18 protein-coding genes and 1 pseudogene are annotated in these 16744 nt (G+C 30.6%); 3 read left to right on the forward strand and 16 right to left on the reverse strand.

The features are described from left to right. Window positions 1-212: 212 nt before the first annotated feature. The 3 genes from CURI_RS14055 to CURI_RS14065 all read right to left on the reverse strand — a co-directional run bounded on the left by CURI_RS14055 (window position 213) and on the right by CURI_RS14065 (window position 3225). Window positions 213-1091, reverse strand: coding sequence for a GRP family sugar transporter (locus CURI_RS14055; RefSeq protein WP_014968939.1), 879 nt, complete (start codon window positions 1089-1091; stop codon window positions 213-215). Window positions 1092-1255: 164 nt separating this feature from the next. Next, window positions 1256-2251 carry an ornithine cyclodeaminase gene (locus CURI_RS14060; RefSeq protein ID WP_014968940.1) on the reverse strand — a complete coding sequence of 332 codons (996 nt, stop codon included), beginning with the start codon at window positions 2249-2251 and terminating at the stop codon, window positions 1256-1258. A 173-nt stretch (window positions 2252-2424) separates the two neighbouring features. Next, a complete protein-coding gene (locus CURI_RS14065; protein ID WP_014968941.1) occupies window positions 2425-3225 on the reverse strand; it encodes a TrmB family transcriptional regulator in 801 nt (266 codons plus the stop codon). Between the two features lie 155 nt (window positions 3226-3380). Between CURI_RS14065 and CURI_RS16590 the strand changes: the two genes are divergently transcribed. Beyond that, on the forward strand, window positions 3381-3626 hold the full coding sequence (locus CURI_RS16590; protein ID WP_041701840.1) for an RtcB family protein: 246 nt from the start codon (window positions 3381-3383) through the stop codon (window positions 3624-3626). Between the two features lie 556 nt (window positions 3627-4182). Beyond that, the gene (locus CURI_RS14075; RefSeq protein ID WP_014968942.1) at window positions 4183-4683 is read left to right on the forward strand and encodes an L-2-amino-thiazoline-4-carboxylic acid hydrolase; all 501 of its coding nucleotides are present in this window, start codon (window positions 4183-4185) and stop codon (window positions 4681-4683) included. A 57-nt stretch (window positions 4684-4740) separates the two neighbouring features. On the opposite strand, the pseudogene CURI_RS14080 reads toward CURI_RS14075, so the two are convergent. From CURI_RS14080 to CURI_RS14105, 6 genes and pseudogenes are all read right to left on the reverse strand, one after another. Next, window positions 4741-4920: pseudogene (locus tag CURI_RS14080) on the reverse strand (transposase); the annotation flags it as partial. A 113-nt stretch (window positions 4921-5033) separates the two neighbouring features. Beyond that, window positions 5034-6080, reverse strand: a complete 1047-nt coding sequence (locus tag CURI_RS14085; protein WP_014968944.1) for a 5-methylcytosine restriction system specificity protein McrC — start codon at window positions 6078-6080, stop codon at window positions 5034-5036. Further along, complete coding sequence (locus CURI_RS14090) at window positions 6067-7155, reverse strand: AAA family ATPase (protein WP_051004002.1); 1089 nt, start codon at window positions 7153-7155, stop codon at window positions 6067-6069. The genes CURI_RS14085 and CURI_RS14090 overlap by 14 nt, the downstream gene beginning before the upstream one ends. A 171-nt stretch (window positions 7156-7326) precedes the next feature. Next, window positions 7327-8172 (reverse strand): restriction endonuclease, encoded by an 846-nt coding sequence (locus CURI_RS14095; protein WP_041701841.1) that lies wholly within the window; start codon window positions 8170-8172, stop codon window positions 7327-7329. A gap of 354 nt (window positions 8173-8526) precedes the next feature. Then, on the reverse strand, window positions 8527-8790 hold the full coding sequence (locus CURI_RS14100; protein ID WP_014968945.1) for a hypothetical protein: 264 nt from the start codon (window positions 8788-8790) through the stop codon (window positions 8527-8529). 168 nt (window positions 8791-8958) lie between these two features. Continuing rightward, window positions 8959-9228, reverse strand: coding sequence for a hypothetical protein (locus CURI_RS14105; protein WP_014968946.1), 270 nt, complete (start codon window positions 9226-9228; stop codon window positions 8959-8961). A gap of 96 nt (window positions 9229-9324) precedes the next feature. Here CURI_RS14105 and CURI_RS14110 point away from each other — a divergent pair, with 96 nt between their 5' ends. Next, entirely contained in the window at window positions 9325-9681 is a 357-nt protein-coding gene (locus CURI_RS14110) for a helix-turn-helix domain-containing protein (RefSeq protein ID WP_014968947.1), read from the forward strand. 92 nt (window positions 9682-9773) lie between these two features. On the opposite strand, the gene CURI_RS14115 is transcribed toward CURI_RS14110, so the two are convergent. The 7 genes from CURI_RS14115 to htrA all read right to left on the reverse strand — a co-directional run bounded on the left by CURI_RS14115 (window position 9774) and on the right by htrA (window position 16721). After that, window positions 9774-10136, reverse strand: coding sequence for a hypothetical protein (locus CURI_RS14115; RefSeq protein WP_014968948.1), 363 nt, complete (start codon window positions 10134-10136; stop codon window positions 9774-9776). 128 nt (window positions 10137-10264) lie between these two features. After that, entirely contained in the window at window positions 10265-10819 is a 555-nt protein-coding gene (locus CURI_RS14120; RefSeq protein WP_014968949.1) for a DUF1643 domain-containing protein, read from the reverse strand. A gap of 21 nt (window positions 10820-10840) precedes the next feature. Then, window positions 10841-11215 carry a hypothetical protein gene (locus tag CURI_RS14125; RefSeq protein WP_014968950.1) on the reverse strand — a complete coding sequence of 125 codons (375 nt, stop codon included), beginning with the start codon at window positions 11213-11215 and terminating at the stop codon, window positions 10841-10843. 62 nt (window positions 11216-11277) lie between these two features. Then, entirely contained in the window at window positions 11278-14370 is a 3093-nt protein-coding gene (locus tag CURI_RS14130; RefSeq protein ID WP_014968951.1) for a restriction endonuclease subunit S, read from the reverse strand. Window positions 14371-14709: 339 nt separating this feature from the next. Further along, the gene (gene rlmH / locus CURI_RS14135) at window positions 14710-15189 is read right to left on the reverse strand and encodes a 23S rRNA (pseudouridine(1915)-N(3))-methyltransferase RlmH (RefSeq protein WP_014968952.1); all 480 of its coding nucleotides are present in this window, start codon (window positions 15187-15189) and stop codon (window positions 14710-14712) included. A gap of 15 nt (window positions 15190-15204) precedes the next feature. After that, complete coding sequence (locus tag CURI_RS15490; protein ID WP_014968953.1) at window positions 15205-15372, reverse strand: CxxH/CxxC protein; 168 nt, start codon at window positions 15370-15372, stop codon at window positions 15205-15207. A gap of 125 nt (window positions 15373-15497) precedes the next feature. Further along, the gene (gene htrA / locus CURI_RS14140; protein ID WP_014968954.1) at window positions 15498-16721 is read right to left on the reverse strand and encodes a serine protease HtrA; all 1224 of its coding nucleotides are present in this window, start codon (window positions 16719-16721) and stop codon (window positions 15498-15500) included. Between the last annotated feature and the right edge of the window lie 23 nt (window positions 16722-16744).

A 16744-nucleotide genomic window follows, 5' to 3' on the forward strand; every position in this document is an offset into this window, starting at 1 on the left:
TGAGCCGCCATATCTTCATAAAAGATTGACTTTGTACCCACCATATCTTCTGAGTAAAAGAAAAACGGCGGCTTTTTCAAATCATCTTCTGGAAGATGTAATGAAGTTTTATTGTATGAAAAGAGTACTGCCAGATAGGGTTTTATTTCCGTTAAGGATGTGGAGTGTAAACAAAATATCAGTAGAAAGGTATATCAATTTAAATTTAATTTTCATCTTTTTGTAATCCCAATTAAAATGCCTCCTAATACTACTAGAAGCAATCCGATTATTGTGAATTTAAATTCTTTCGGAGTCTTTGATTCTTTTAAGATTATTAAACCACCTATAGTTGCAATTACTACATTCATTTGTGTTAAAGTAAATCCTATTGCCAATCCATTCATAACATTCGAAATCATAAGAGTGATGTTTGCAATAGCAAAAATAAAACCTGTTAATATATTTTGAAATGTTTTTGGAACAAACAGTTTACTTCGATCTTCACGCTTGGATAAAAAATATGACCCTATTAGCATCCCGATTGCTTGGGGAAGTAAAGCATCCCAAATTGTAATATCAGCTATTCTCAGGATAACAGTATATATTACGAACCCTAATGAAGATAATATTAATGTTATAAGACCTTTTTTTATAGATTCCTTTTGGATTTGTGCCTCATTATTTTCTTGAAGTGTTGTCATCGTAACTCCAAGAATAATTAGAATAAGAGCAGCTATTCCTAACATATATTGTTCAACTGTTGACCATTCTTTAAAATAAAGAACTCCAAACAATGCCGCTCCAACTAATTGTGTTCCTGTTGAAATCGGCATACCTCGGGAGATTCCTAATAGAGAAAAACCCTTAATCTGATTAATTAGACCGTAGCTTAGTGCAATTCCATCAATTAAAGAAATTATTATTAGCCTTGTTGTCCACTCCTGAGGTCTTTTAAAAATAAAAACAATTAATGAAACAATAAATATTCCTAAGGCCATTCCCATAACTTTCTTTGTAGGTCTTCCTCCGATTTTTGTCATGATAATTGGTTGAATTCCCCACATTAATGCTGGAATTAAGCCAAACAAAACATTCTCCAAATTATCCATCCTTTCTAAAAATTATATTTAACTTAATGTAGTGATTATATGGGTTCATTAAATGCGATAATTTATGACATATATGGCTTTAACATTAACCGTGGTGCTACAAATAAAACTATTTTGTTAATAGACGTTCCATTTCTGTATTCAACATTAACTTATGGTTTAAATTATAAGCAAATTGTTTTACCAATTTTTTTTGCTACAGCACAATCGTAAATCTTTTTTGCTACCACTATATCAAGTACGGCATTACCAGTTGTTTCAAAAAAAGTGATTTCATCATCTGTTTCTCTACCTGGAGTAACTTGTAGAAGCAATTGCCCAAGCTCACCAGTTATAGATTCTTCGGTGAATATACCCTTCTGAATCATTTGGACAAAATCTCCGCTTTCAACTATAGCATCTTTAGTATCGCAATATATTTTATCTGCTCTCAAAATAAGGCTACTATCAATTTCAGCCATTTCACGTGTATAAGAACCAACGCCATTCACATGAGTGCCTCTTTTAACCCATTCACCATTAAATGTTGCACATTTTGCTGTAGTTACAGAGGTAATAATATCCGATTCTCTGATCGCAGACTCTAAATTAGTGCACTCCTTAATTTGTACGTTATATTTATTTCCAAATCTCTCTTGCATCTCTTGTGCAAATTCTTTTTGACGTTGTTCATGTATATCGAAAACATAAGCTGTCCTAATATTTCTTACAGCCAGAACTGCTTCTAACTGTAAAGCCGCTTGTCCACCTGTACCAATCAGGGTGAAAATATTACTATCTTTTTTAGACAATAGTTCTGTCGCGGCTCCTGAAACAGCTCCTGTACGTAATTGAGTTAAGTATGTCCCATCCATCATACAATTAACAAATCCTGTTTTGTCGTCAATTAGAAGCATTAATGCTGGAACGGAAGATATTCCTTTTTCAATATTATTAGGATAAACACTAACCAGTTTTACTCCAAGGGCATTAGAAGATGCTGAGTATCCAGGCATATATAGACTTTGGCCTTTATGCTCCTCAATGTCTAGGTTTATACGCAAGGGAATATTGGCATCTCCAGATGAATATGATTCTAAGGCCAATTTATCTGCTTCAATAGCATCTTTGATATTAATTGCTTTCTTCATTTCTGCTGCATTTAAAGCTAATATTTCCATGTTAGTTTCCTCCCTTTTAGATTTTTTCACTTAAAATAATATTATTGTGACACCCGTAACATCGTTGTATCCAATTCTTTTGCACGAAAAATCAAAACTAAAACTTATATAATAAAAGGATCACTTTTCTGCTGATGCAAATATTGTTGTTATCATATTGTATCGTTATCTACCTAATTAAATATGTCTCTAACTCCACTCATTCCTTCTCCATATACCTCAAGTATTTCATCGTGAAATTTATCAATCAATTTTATACAATATGCATCATGTTGAACATATTCTTTTGCAAAGTAGGACAATATTTTATTTTTAGTATATATAGCAGAAACTTCATTATTGAATAGAACTCCTGCGTGAAGAAATATTTCATCATCAGAAACAATAGTAATCCAACGATGTGCCATGTCCTCAAGTCTCTCCATTTCAAATCCATGAGGATAAAACTTTTTTAGTCCAGTATCATATTTTTGTTTTTCATCATAGAGAATAACAATGCTCTTTTCAATTTTATCAATCTTACTATTAATAATCTCAGTTAACTCAGGATTTAATTCATTTGTCCATATTTGAATATACAGTGATTTTTGTGCCTCTTGAATGATACTCTGACTTTTTAATAAAACTCTATCATATTCCTGTAGCTCCCAAATCCCCTCATTTTCTACTGGTGAGGTAATATTTGATGCTAAATATTCAAAGGATTTAAGAGTGTTATTCATTGATTTTCTCGTTAAATCCACAAGTTCCTTTGGAGAAATCGCCTTATAAAAAATACTCTTTCCAGTGTTGAATGATTCTAACACACCTCTACTTAATAATACCTCTATGTGATTATATATCTTTGATCTTGGAACTCCTGAATGCTTACTTATTTCATATCCTGTACATTTTCCATGCTTCAATAGAGTCGTATAAACCTTTGCTTCTGATTCAGTAAATTTCATTTGCTTTAAATCATCAATTAAAGACATATTAACCCTCCTATATTTTACACTCTAAATAGTAGCTACCTTTGGTAACTACTATTCTATATTACTTACAAATCAATTGTCAATATTTTATTTGAGTTTCTGAAAAGAGCAGGAGAGAGATGCTATATGGCAATTAAGAAGTGGTATAGACGACCATGATTCCGCGTAAAGGTTCCACTTCTGTGAAAGACGGAGAACGTGCTTTGATTCCGATTAATACGCAGGATTGCAGTATAATCTGCATAGGGAAGCGTAATGAAGACTGGAACGGTTCTACTCCACGCGGTGCAGGCCGGCTGATGAGTCGATCTAAAGTGAAACAAAGTATAAACTTTGACACAATTTATGGCATCCATGGAGGAGATTTATTTTACCACGATCAATCAGGTAACCATAGATAAATCTCCTTTTGCACATAAACCAATGGAAGAAAGAATGACCAACATTTTATTCTGTAATAGAGCAACTATTTATCAGCTAAAGGTTCTTTGGTGGTTGCTGTCGGAGACAGAGTCTTATAAATAAAGAGGCTGTTCCGTATAGAATTTATCTTCTATGACGAACATCCCCTATTTTTATGCCCCTATTATATATTAAGTTATTAAACCCTTTGCTATTTTACTCACTATTAATGTTATTATAATTGTTGTGATTTGCACATTTAAACATGGTATTTTTATTACTAGTTTCTTTTTAAGGTCACTTATGATATGGTTCACCGTAACGGGTATGAAGGAGGCCTTTTTCTATGAAAATTAATTCTAATCAGAAGTTTGTATCTATGATATTATACCAGCATCACAGAATTACTATAAAATCTATACTAACAAGAAGTAAAACAATAAATTATTAGGAAGGTTAAGTAGTATGCCTTGTAGAATAATGCAATCAGGTGAAGAAAATAACAGGAAATATTATGAGTTTAAATATTAACTATAAAGGAGGAAATTTTAGACTATGAGTAATGAATTAGAAAAAGATAAAGAATATTTAGAGCCAATACCAGTACATGCTGTTATGGCTAAGTTATTTGCCCATCTTTCAAAAGAAGTAGTTGAGCGCTTTGGAGATGAAGGTCGTGAAGCAATCAGAGAAGGTGTTAGAAAGTTTGGAGAAGAAAGAGGAAAAGGTATAGCTAAAAGAGCTGAATTAGCTGGTCAAACCAATGAAATTGAAAATTACCTTTCTAACTATGACATGGGTAAAAGTGACCACTTTGAATGTAAAAGTATTTATAAAGAAAACGAGTTAGAGTTAACATATACTAAGTGTCTTATTGGAGAACAGTTTTTAAAAGATGGTATGGAAGAGTATGGTATGATATATTGTAAAAATATAGATCCCGCTCTAGCTAGAGGATTTAATCCTGATGTAGAAGTCAAGCATAATAAGTTTTTAATAAAAGATGGGATATGTCAGTTCTGTTTTAAAATGAAAGATAGTATTGCAGACAAGTAAATATATAGTGTCTAAGTGAATTTAAAAACAGAGGGCTAAAAGATTTAATGATATGTATTTAAAGTTTTCTAAATTAACTCCTACCATCATATAAGCAGCTTTGCTTTTAATCTGTCTGTCTTCTCTAGCCTTGTAGTGAATAGCATCCATAAATACAACAGGATCTCCCTTATCAAGAGGTCTATTTTTCCATTCTTTTATATATGGTATTACACTATCAGTCATCTTACTTATCATTTAACCAAAGATACAAATTACTTGTATTAAATTTGAACTAGTAACAATGGAAAATATCCCTCGAATGATGAATCGAGGGATATTTCATATACAAATAAAGCAACTTTATAAAACTATGCAAAAAATTGATTGGCATATGCTAGTAGGTTCTCCTTTATACCGCTAAAATCTTGTTGTAAATCAAGAGATACAACAAAAACTTGATTACCTTTAATATTATAAATATGGTTAGGTTGATTTATTGCGGTTGTTTTCGCATAAAGTAACATTCCTGCAACTATTTCATTCGGTTCTTCTCTCCAATTATTTATGTATGTAAATATTTGATAAAGATTACTGGATATTTGTTTTGAAGCTCCTGCTTTAAACCTTGCTACCATATTCTCCGAATAAAATTTCGTATCCACAATCAATGTTTTTTTATCTTTTTGAAGTACAAGGTCTGTTTGCATAATAGGTAATTCCTCTATAAATCCATCATCCACACTCCACTGAATTTGAGGACGGGATACACTATATTTTGTTTCTCTTTTAAAAAATGCAAAGATGAACTTTTCATATAAAGATGATAATCTTTGTTCATCTTTAACCTCTTTTATCGTTTGAGATGCAGAGCTTTCATCAAATAATAACTGCTCATAAAGATATCTGCACGTATCTACAATAAATTGATAACGAATATTTTGACGGCTATATCTAACGTTTTTCCATAGCTTCAAATCTAGCTCTACATCTGATATCTCTGTAAAATAAGGTAGCAAACTGTAAAACAATCTACGCTTTTTCTGACTTATTTTATTTAAATGCGATAGGTAAACGAGTGTCGCCTTAATAATTTGATTTAACAATATATTTTCACAAAACTCATCATAAATAACCGCAACTTTTTTATTTACCAATGCGTTTTTCTTTATAGTAGAATTAATATCAATTTTCCCCTTAATAACATTGGAATTCTCTTCAACGCTTATATAATCTTTACTTAATCCTCCTCGAATCAAAACAGGTATACCAATTGATAGGATTTCTGTGTAAAGATCGTTGACGTTCTTAAACTTTTCTGTTCCGATTTGTTTGTACTCGGAAAGATTTAACGTTCGATATGCATAAGAAAGCATATAGTATATATTCCGAATTGGAATACTATTATTTTTCTCCATCGTAACAACCTCTTAGTCGCACAGCCCAATCGTTTGCTTTCTGTTCATCATCAAACCAATACTCGAATAACTGTGGAATAATTTCATATTCTATTACTTCCTCTACACGATTTAGAGTATCTACTTTATAAGAACTCCCTACAAAATAACTATGACCAATTTGAAAGCCTGTCCCTAACTCTTCCGTTATTCCGTTATTTAAGCTTCTAATTTCATCAATAACACGATTTAAAACTTCCGGATTATCTAATTCGTTTACATACGACTTAAATGTATCATTTTGGAACGCTGGTTTAATTTCAAAAAACGAAAATCTCCTTCTAAGTGCATAGTCTAATAAAGCTAAGCTTCTATCTGCCGTATTCATCATTCCAATAATGTATAAATTCGAGGGTACAGAGAATTTATCATTAGAATAAAGGAGATTAATATGCATGTCTCGCTTATCATCCTCGATAAGCATCATTAATTCTCCAAATATTTTACTCATATTCCCTCTATTAATTTCGTCAATAATAAAAAAGTAATCTCTTTCCGGATCTCGTGCTGCTTTTCTTGCAAATTTTACAAACGGACCTTGTTTCAGTTCAAATCCTTCTCCTTCAGCTTTTGGACGGAATCCTTCAATGAAATCCTCATAACTATAGCTTTGATGGAACTGAACCATATGAATACGTGTTTCATCTTTTTCTCCCATCATCACGTGTGCTAATCGTTTAGAAATGAATGTTTTACCTACACCTGGTGCACCTTTTAAAATAAGATTCTTCTTATTTTCAAGTAAAGAAATTAGACGTTCAAGTTCCTGCCTTTCAATAAAAACCTCCGAAAGAAATTCATCAGTAGTAAAGGATTCATTTTCTTGTATAGTGGGCTTAGATTCAATAAAGCGAATGTAATAGTCGATTGAACTACCAGATATACCTTTATATTTTTTGTAAGATTCATCTGATAAAACGATAGCTTTCAACTGTTTTTGCTGCTCAATATCTGTTTCTCCAAAAATTGAAACGTCAAAATGACGCTCTATATCCCTTAACGCATTTACTTTTTGAGTAACTGTTTTATCGTTCAAGCTAACTCCTATATCAGTAACTTGATTGGATAACCAAGTTCGAAATTCATTTACTTCAGCATCTTTTGGATCAATAAAACCTCCATTTATTACTTGCTCAATTTCTTGAATAAAACTTGGATAAGAATTAAGGCATGTTAACGTTTTTTGAGCAAAAGTCTGATGAATTTCTCACTTTCCAACTTGATGCCACTCTACTTTTCTTCTATGTTTATGCTCTGATGCTGCCTCATCGAAGTAGTAATCTCCTGTAACAATTCCGCGCGCTATAATTCTTTTAGTTCCTTCTTTTGCATACACAATGTCCCCTATTTGAATTTCACGATAGAAATCCCACACAGCCTTTGTATCATTAATAGGGCGCACTCCATCTGACCTTTGCTCAGTTATTTTTCTCTCAACAGCTTCCTTTGAGTCATAGTTTTTCAAATCCCCTAAATAATCCCAACCGACTGTAATCATATCTTCTGTCTGAAACTGATTCCACAGCCTCGATTGTTCACCTGCAGAAATTAGCCAATAATTAATGCTGTTATCAATCTCACCTTCCTGATTCGCAATTTTTTTCTCCTTTTTAGGATAAGTTAAAGTAGAATTTTCATCATAATATAAAAATATTAAATATGATCGCATTAAAACGCCCCAGTCAGGTATCCCACCTAAATTGCTAGGCTTACTTCTTTCACCGCGATTAAATTCATCTTCTGCATATCTTTTTCTAAATTGAAGCCTTGTTGTACCATACTTTTCGGGATATCGTGGTGTACTTTTACCAGTTACTAATCTCTCAATATCCTCATCACTTTGTTCCGTCATTTGTTGGTAGATATTTTTAAACTCCGAGTATGTTTGGTAATCAAAGAAATTTTCCTTATAGCTGCTAGCTAATCCATACTTCTCTAGCAGGTATCCGAGTTTTTCAAGATATGGCGTGTACCAGCTACCTGTTAATTCCCCTAAATTTTCCGTAACCCAAGCTCTATATTTTTCTTTTCGAATATTCGAAACGATGCTCATAACACACCCCCAAAAATAAAGTTATTTCATTAAATTAGATCACTGTACTACTTTAAAATTAAATTTATTTAACAGTTTGGTTCCTTATTATACCTAGATGATAGTATGCTCTAAACAAATCGTTTTAGAAAAGCGCCTTAGTAATCATTGCTTTTTAAAACTTTGTATTTCTTTTATTTATAATAATTATTAGTAAACTCAATAGTGATATTACAAGAGTAATTAATATAGGATTAAAAATCCTCCTTTATTTATGGTACGGTTCACCGTATTTCTTTAACTGCAATTTATACCTAAATAAACTAGAACACCATACTTAACATATCTCTGGTGTTCTAGTCCAAATAATTATCCTTACTTAAAAGCCATCCATGACCTTTCTCCAGTTTTCAAGTAGTCATCAAGTTCTGCATCTGTCTGAAATTGCCATAAGTCAACATTAGTCACTGCACTTCCCCCTAATTTCTTGTGAACATACTCACATAATACAGTATCACATACTCCTTTATGAACAGTAATTCCCTTATAATACTCTTTATTTAATCTTACTATTACAGCAAGGTCTTCTTGTCTGTCAACTGGCTTCTTACAAACTTCACAAATATATTCTTTACCCAACTCTAACACCCCTATCTTTCATTTTATATAATCTAACTAAATAATAGATGCTAAGGAATACTATGTCAACCTTTGAAAATATTAAATTATCTATTGTTAAAACCTTTTTTATTCTATTGCTAAAATTAATTTAATATCAGCTTAATATAAATAGCTATATTATTTTATCTATATCGCTATTCTAAAAACAAAATTAGGGGAACTCTCATCTGAGAGTTCCCCTAATTCACCTTTATTTGAGTAGCTATCTATTATTCTAGTTATAGCCTGATTAAAGTGTATGTGAATTTTTTTAATTTTACCACCTTCAACAGTTATCTTTTCTACTAGTATTTTTAGAAATAGCTTTCTTTGTTCTGGTTTCGCTTTACTTATTAATTGATTAAAGTTATTTATAGCAGTTTTTACTGCTTTATAAGGTATTTCATGTAGTTTCATGGTTTGTTAGTTACGTATAAATCGAATAATTTTTATCCAACTATAATGTTATAATTTAATTAATCCGTTATTTACGGATTTCATAGGAGGAATATTATGATTGGTAAAAGAATTAAGGAACTTAGGGTAGATTATGGATTGTCTTTAAAACAATTATCTGAGAGAATTGATATATCTATATCATTCTTAAGTGATATTGAAAATAATAGGAGTAATCCCTCTTTAGATAGGCTTAAGGATATAGCTAAAGGGCTAAATACTACTGTTTCTTATCTTATTGGAGAAAGTGAAAATTCTTTTGTGCTAAAAGATACTTTACTTAATGATGATGAAATACAGAAAATTCTAAAGGAGCTTTCTTGTTTGGATTATTGGAGTAGTGAGGATAAAAAGGAGCTGTTATATTATCTAAGGGCTAAAAATTTTATTGTAAAGTCTAATAATAGAAAGTAGCATAATTAGCTAACAATTGTATCTCTTAATATATAAAATCTCCTATTCTTTCTATTAAGGTAGGGGATTTTATCGAATTTTTAATCTCATTTCTAATCTACTATTGAATCTATTATTTTTTCTGGAACAATTGGTATAGGCATTATTATAGAAACTCCGAAGTCATTATTACAAAGAATGAGTGCATTTATCCAGTCATTATTATTTTCTACTTTTATTCTATCTACATATTCATAAATCGTATCATTTATATCTATGTGAATATCTTTTAACTTCTTAAACTCATCTTTTGATTCAATTATTAATATATATCCTCCAATATCATAATCTATATCTCTACATTCTCCATACTCAGTATCAAGAATAGTTGCTACGTCTTTAATTACTTTAATCACTTCTTCTGGTAGGTTTTTCTGTATATATTTTATATCTCTAACATGACCTATCTTAAACATTATTACCTCTCCTTTAGTTTTAGAGTGTTTGTGTTTTACCGTTTTTTCGGCTCGAAAGTTTCGTGTTTCCTTTCCCTTACCAAGAGGCAAAGAAAGCCCAAGAAAGCTGTTTTAATGGCTCTCTTGGGCTATTTGTTTTCCTCTTCTTGCTTTTCTTCCATCTCCAGACTTATCTTTTTCAGATTCCATCCAAACCTTATTTGTGGTGCTAATGGATGAAATCCTGCTCTTCCAATACTATCTTCTATGATGTAAAACTTATCTTTATGCTCTTCTAATAGTTTTAGTACTTCTTCTTGTCTTTCTTTTATCTTTTTATTATTCTCATCAACCTTTCCCCAAGCAATAATTATGCTATCAACTTTTATAGCAGATTTTAGTATTTGGCTGTCATTTTCTCCATCTACCAAGCCATCTGTATTGTCTTTTGTACTTATTCTAATATTTATTTTTGAAAATATATTAACTATATCAACTGAACCAAATTCTAATTTAGAAAGATTATTTACTACATACATAGTAGTATGGTCTATTATTAGTCCATCAGCAGAACTAGGATTAATCATTATAACCATAGACTTTTTCTTGTTTTTATCCCATTCTTTTCTTAGAAGATATCTATGTAACCTATCTCCTGAAAATATAGCTTCTGTTCTTATTATACTTTTTTCTGTAGCTAGCAAATCCAATCATCCCCTTATGACTTATAAGCTATTTATAAACCTTTTTCTGACGTCTGATGAATCTTTTCTTTTTTCAAGTTGTATTTGTAAAATCTTTCTAAATATTTCTTCTTTCATATATATTCTAATTGTAACTAATCTAACATTGAAGTTTTTTGTTAAAATCCACACTATCCCAAGATTACATATTCCAATATCTACAACTTCAAATTTCATCATGTTTTCCATACCTAATTCATAAGCAAATTCTATTATATTGTCACACATTTTTATCTGTGAAATTATATTGCCTAAAGTGCCTACTTTAAATAATCTTCTATTGAAGTAACTTTCAACTTCATCATTACTAGACAATTTACAATTAATGAATAAAGATTCTCTATTAATTACTTTCATTTGTATCCTCCTTAAATAATAAAAAACCCCAATCCACATATTAATGGATTGAGGTTTTTTACTTAATTAATACCTAATTCTTCATCAAATATTTTATATCTTTCCTTTTCCTTTTTTCCCTGCATTTTTTTTAAAATCTGTTCTTGAACTTGAATGGGAGGTACTGGAAACTTAATTTTCTTTAACTCACTTTGTAATAACTTACCTCCATTGGGTCTCCTTTTTAAATAACTGAAGTCTAATCTATTAAAAATTTCTACTAAAAACTCTTCTTTAAGAATATTCTTGTTTACTCTAATAACATGAGCATGATTATTTACCCAAGATTTACCTTCAACTTTATATGCTGTTTCTTTAAATTCATCCCAGCGTGCTCCGTCTTCACCAATTAAAACTAAATCTTCATCAAAAATATAGTCAGTAATTTTACCTACAACCCCCGAAGCACCATAATAAGGAATATCACCAGAAGTTCTGTCCGACTTTTTTACAGGCTTACGCATGTAGTCTAATATTTCTACCATATCTTCATTTTCCAATGACTCAATAGGATATTTATCAGTTGATAGATAAATATTTTCAAGTGCTTCAATAAATATCTTAGCTATAAATCTATCAGACGATAAATCTAGCATTTCATGTAGCATCTCAATTTTTACATGTTTTACAAGATTACTATGGATTTCAGGTAAATCTTCTCCTAAATAATTTTTGTAAATATAAGTACTTACTTTCTCTATATTATTCAATGAATTTTCATCGTAAAGCATCGAATTAATTTTTCTGTCTTTATTATTAGGATAAGGATGAATTCCCTCATATTTTCTTCTATCTGAATGTTCATACCCAAGAAACATTAGTTCATCTTCTTTATCTTTAGAATTAGCAACTACTATTTTATTATTATAGGTAAGCATAAAAAACATCAGTTTTTCCACTTCAGTATCAAAATGTTTTTTATCTGTTAATGTATTAATATACTCATCTAAATCAATTTCATCACTTAATAAGTTTAAATACTCACTAAAAATACTCTTATTATTAGCATAGTCAAAGTCACTCTTTTTACCTGGCTTTAAATTATCCAAAAACTCTTTTGCAATATTCTCAGCCATTTTCCATTCATCATTACTTCTTCTAATCATAAATAAGTTGACTGTTCTTTGTCCTGTGGCAAGAAAAGTTTGCGTTCCAAACTCAACAATTCCAACTACCTTAAAATACTTAAGCATCAATTTTCTTGCTTTTGAATGTATACCTGAATTTAATAAAATTGTAGCAGGTAAAATTAAACTTGCATATCCACCTTCTCTTAATAAATGCTTAGCTCTCTCAATGAATAGACATTCAATATCATCACTTTTGTCACTTACTTCATCAAATAATTCAAAGCTATCCTGACTATCTTGGATTGTAAGTTTAAAGTTTTCTACCGAATATGGTGGGTTAGCCTCGAGAACATCAAAATTTCCATTATCAATATTCTTACTAGCTAAAAGTTTACCCCTATACTTATCTGAATCAAATTTATCTAGCCCGTCAGCATAAAGAATATTTACATCCCCTTCTCCATTTAAGAAACATGCTATCTTAGATGTTTTAACTAATCTGAAGTCCTTTTCAATACCATATACAAATTCTCTAGTCCAATTAAATGAAGTCTGCCATCCTGACAATCTATCTATTTGTCTTCTACTTTTTAAGTCTTTATCTGTAAGTCTTTGCAATACTTCATCTATTCTCTCTATTCCTTCCGTTAAAAAATGTCCACTACCACATGCATAGTCAATTAAGTAGGGCAAAAAGAACTCTTCCCTTCTTTCAATCTTATCCTTAATAATTTTTTCATAAGGAATAGATCTACTGTTGAATTCAGCTATAGGCAGTGCAGTAAAAAACTGACCTGTTTCTTGTTTCATACCTATATTTAAAAGCTTCTCGAAAAAGTATCCTAAAAAGGGTTGTTTATGTGTTCCTTTTAACTCATATTTTTCTAGTAACTTAACAACTGATTTGACTATTTCAGCATTTTCTTTAAAAGTTCTTTCATCCAATATTTCTTTAAATGCAAATTCACTACTTTTATATATCCTAAATTGTTTAAAAAGATCTCGTATCTCTTTACTTACGTGATTTAGATCATGAGGAATTCTTGCTAAAACTTGATCTACTTCTTCACTTAATTCAACTAACTCTATATCTAAGTAATCTGTTACACCTGTTCTATAAAGCTTACTTAAACGTTCAAGTACTTGAACTGGTTCTTCATCAAATTTCCACTGAAATTCCATTTCATAATCTTCATCTACAGCTTGGTCTTCATCTACTATTTTACTTAAGATAAGGTTAAAAATAACATTGTATGCATTATTTTTATCAGAAATAACATTTCTCCTTAATATCTCAGCAAAAGTATTAAATATTGTTCCATCTATATTCTTATCAAATTTATCAACATCATAAATGCTTAGGGGTTGTAAATCTTTCTGCTTAATTCCTGAAAATTTTACATTATAAGGTGTTGAGTCCTCATCAAAAATTCCTTTTATTTGAAAATTCTTATCCCAGTTCTCATAAATTTCTTTTTGGTTTTTGCAAGAAATAAATCTTGACATCTCTATAATATTAGACTTATAACGAATACCATTATTGGTCAAATTTGATGTGTAGAGTACAACAAACTTGGCATTCTTGTCATTAAGATAATAGTTAAACAACTGTTCTTTATTGTAATCATTTGTCATAATAATTTTTTCAGCCGAATTATAAGGTTCTCCCCAAACTTTACAATCGATCATAATATAAGCTTTATCTGTTGTGTCTTTGACTAAAATATCTAGATATCCTCCTACCCTCCATCTCTTTTCAAGCTCAATTTGAGGTGGTGCATACCCTTTCATTAATAATCTATCAACACATTCCAATACCACGAGATTCTCCCTTTGACTAAAGTTACATGTTGTCTCTCTACCTTTTGCAATATCATCTCCATAGTTTATTTTACACTTACTTAGTTCATCATTGCTCAAGTCAACAATAATAGTATAACTACCATGTTTAGTATATTCTTTCTGCCAGCAACTAGTTTGACCTGATATTAAACTAAAATCTAACCCTGATAATGTTTGCTCTATAAAACTTTTATTAAATGACATTTTATCAACCTCCTTTTGAACTGTATAAATAAATTATACTCTATTTTTCCAAAAAGTAAAGAACAGAGTTCTGTTTTTTTCGTTTTAAACCATTATTTTATTCAAAACAGTTCTATGTTTAATCTTAAAAATATTAAAAGCCGCATTTATTTTTAATACGGCTCAACACTTCTTTGACTAAAAGCTTTATTTCATTATAATACAGCTTGGCTTATATTCTATTATAGTAATATATCAGAATACAAAAAGAGATATTTAAAATTAAGTTTTTACATTAATTACTACCAAACCTCTGTCACTTATGATATGTTTCCGTATACACTATATAAAAAACCGCAGTTACTTGTGGTACGGTTCACCCCGACTAATCCTGAATCCTCTATAGACTTGCTCTAAGAGTATCATCTTCATCAACTGATGTGGGAAAGTCATCTTAGAAAATGATAATTTATAGTCACTTTTTTTGAGCACCTCATCTGACAATCCTAATGAACCACCTATAACAAAAGTTATATCACTCTTTCCATCTAACATTATCTTGTCTATTTTCTCGGAGAACTTTTCAGAAGTTAATTGTTCTCCATCTATAGCTAGTGCTATTAAATACGAATTTTCTTTTATCTTGGATAAAAGCTTAGCTCCCTCTTTATTTTTAATTATATTTTCCTCCTGAAGGCTTAGTTTCTCTGGTGCTTTTTCATCTTGCACCTCTATGAAGTTTAGTTTACAGTATTTTGATAATCGCTTTGCATATTCTTTTATTCCGTCTTCTAAATATTTTTCTTTTATTTTTCCTACTGATGCTATAGTTATATTCATTATTTCACCTTCACTTTATACTACTAAAAACCTAGGAGGATCATTACAATAGTCACATTTATGGGGACTTGACCAATCTGTAAAGCTTACTTTATCTAACTCATATATATCAGGTGACTGTTCATAATCATCTACAAACTCATCTAATGCGTCTTCTAAGTGTTCATTACAAACTACATACATTTATATCACTCCCAACTTTGGTTTTCTTTTATTGTACTATATTCTTCACCTTTTTGTAAAAAAATATAGATTCTTTAAGAATAGTGTAAAAGCCTGGCTAACTTGCCAGGCTATATATATTATACTTATTCTGTTTTTTCTCCCAGAGTTAATTCCACTTTTGTTTCTTTATCTTCTGTAATTATTCCTACTTTAACTTTATCTCCTGGTTTATATTTATATAGTTCTTTTCTTAGGGTTTCAAGAGAGTCTATTTTTTTATCATCTAAGCTTACTACTATATTCATCTTTTTTATTCCTGCTTTATCAGCTGGTGAACCTGGTTCTACATCAGATACTACTATACCTTCCTCAACACCTAAATCTATTCCAGCTGCTTTATATCTTGCTACAGAGTTTCCAACTATACCCATATATACATTAGTGTATTTACCTTGTTTTATAACTTGATCAATTATAGGTTTGGCAATATTTATAGGTAGTGCGAATCCTAGCCCTTCAGCAGATTTTAACTTTAATGTATTTATACCTATTACTTCACCTTTCGAGTTTAGTAATGGTCCTCCACTATTTCCATTATTTATAGATGCATCTGTCTGAATAAGGTTCTCTATTTTATTATACTGATCTACTTGTATTGTTCTGTTTAATCCACTTATATATCCTGCAGTAACTGTTCTTTCAAATTCTAGTCCTAATGGATTTCCGATTGCAACAGCTATTTCACCTATATTTAATTTATCAGAATCTCCTAGATCTGCTGCTGGATAGTTACTTCCATCTACTTTTATTATAGCTAGGTCTAGTGCTTTTTCAAACCATAATACTTTTCCTGGCTTCTTATCCCCATTTTCAAACATAACTGTTATGTTCTGAGCAGCCCCATCTCCTATAACGTGAGAATTTGTAAGTATATATCCATTACTATCTATTATAACTCCTGAACCTGTCCCTTGAACTGGTCTTTGTTGAAAGAAAAGGTCTCCTCTCATTTCAATTGTAGTTATACCTACTACTGATTTCATCGCCTTTTTAGCTACTGCTTCTACAGTAGTCGGTTCATCTTTTGGAGTAATATTTATTTGTTGATTACTTCCATTAGGATATTTACCTGATAAAGTATTCTTATAAATAAATGGAGTAAGTAATGACGCAATAATTCCACCAATTATTGCTGATATTATAGCTACTGTAAAGTATGATGCATTACTTCTTGGCTTTTTCTTATTCGGATCATTATTTCCACTATATCCATATTGGTTATTTTGATAAGTACCTTTATTTTCTTCATCCATTAATCTAAAGTTCACATCATTGTTGTCTAAATTATCATTGTTTTCATTATTCATGATTTTTTCCTCCTAAAAATTTA

This window comes from Gottschalkia acidurici 9a (genome assembly GCF_000299355.1).
Taxonomy (GTDB): Bacteria; Bacillota; Clostridia; order Tissierellales; family Gottschalkiaceae; genus Gottschalkia; species Gottschalkia acidurici.

What these genes read in the sequence shown, in the direction of transcription:
- CURI_RS15490 (WP_014968953.1), bottom strand. Translation starts at nt 15,372, where the DNA reads ATGTATGTAGTTTGTAATGAACACTTAGAAGACGCATTAGATGAGTTT.
- CURI_RS14060 (WP_014968940.1), bottom strand. Translation starts at nt 2,251, where the DNA reads ATGGAAATATTAGCTTTAAATGCAGCAGAAATGAAGAAAGCAATTAAT.
- CURI_RS14055 (WP_014968939.1), bottom strand. Translation starts at nt 1,091, where the DNA reads ATGGATAATTTGGAGAATGTTTTGTTTGGCTTAATTCCAGCATTAATG.
- CURI_RS16590 (WP_041701840.1), top strand. Translation starts at nt 3,381, where the DNA reads ATGATTCCGCGTAAAGGTTCCACTTCTGTGAAAGACGGAGAACGTGCT.
- CURI_RS14075 (WP_014968942.1), top strand. Translation starts at nt 4,183, where the DNA reads ATGAGTAATGAATTAGAAAAAGATAAAGAATATTTAGAGCCAATACCA.
- CURI_RS14065 (WP_014968941.1), bottom strand. Translation starts at nt 3,225, where the DNA reads ATGTCTTTAATTGATGATTTAAAGCAAATGAAATTTACTGAATCAGAA.
- CURI_RS14105 (WP_014968946.1), bottom strand. Translation starts at nt 9,228, where the DNA reads ATGAAACTACATGAAATACCTTATAAAGCAGTAAAAACTGCTATAAAT.
- CURI_RS14095 (WP_041701841.1), bottom strand. Translation starts at nt 8,172, where the DNA reads ATGAGCATCGTTTCGAATATTCGAAAAGAAAAATATAGAGCTTGGGTT.
- CURI_RS14110 (WP_014968947.1), top strand. Translation starts at nt 9,325, where the DNA reads ATGATTGGTAAAAGAATTAAGGAACTTAGGGTAGATTATGGATTGTCT.
- CURI_RS14085 (WP_014968944.1), bottom strand. Translation starts at nt 6,080, where the DNA reads ATGGAGAAAAATAATAGTATTCCAATTCGGAATATATACTATATGCTT.
- CURI_RS14130 (WP_014968951.1), bottom strand. Translation starts at nt 14,370, where the DNA reads ATGTCATTTAATAAAAGTTTTATAGAGCAAACATTATCAGGGTTAGAT.
- CURI_RS14125 (WP_014968950.1), bottom strand. Translation starts at nt 11,215, where the DNA reads ATGAAAGTAATTAATAGAGAATCTTTATTCATTAATTGTAAATTGTCT.
- rlmH (WP_014968952.1), bottom strand. Translation starts at nt 15,189, where the DNA reads ATGAATATAACTATAGCATCAGTAGGAAAAATAAAAGAAAAATATTTA.
- CURI_RS14115 (WP_014968948.1), bottom strand. Translation starts at nt 10,136, where the DNA reads ATGTTTAAGATAGGTCATGTTAGAGATATAAAATATATACAGAAAAAC.
- htrA (WP_014968954.1), bottom strand. Translation starts at nt 16,721, where the DNA reads ATGAATAATGAAAACAATGATAATTTAGACAACAATGATGTGAACTTT.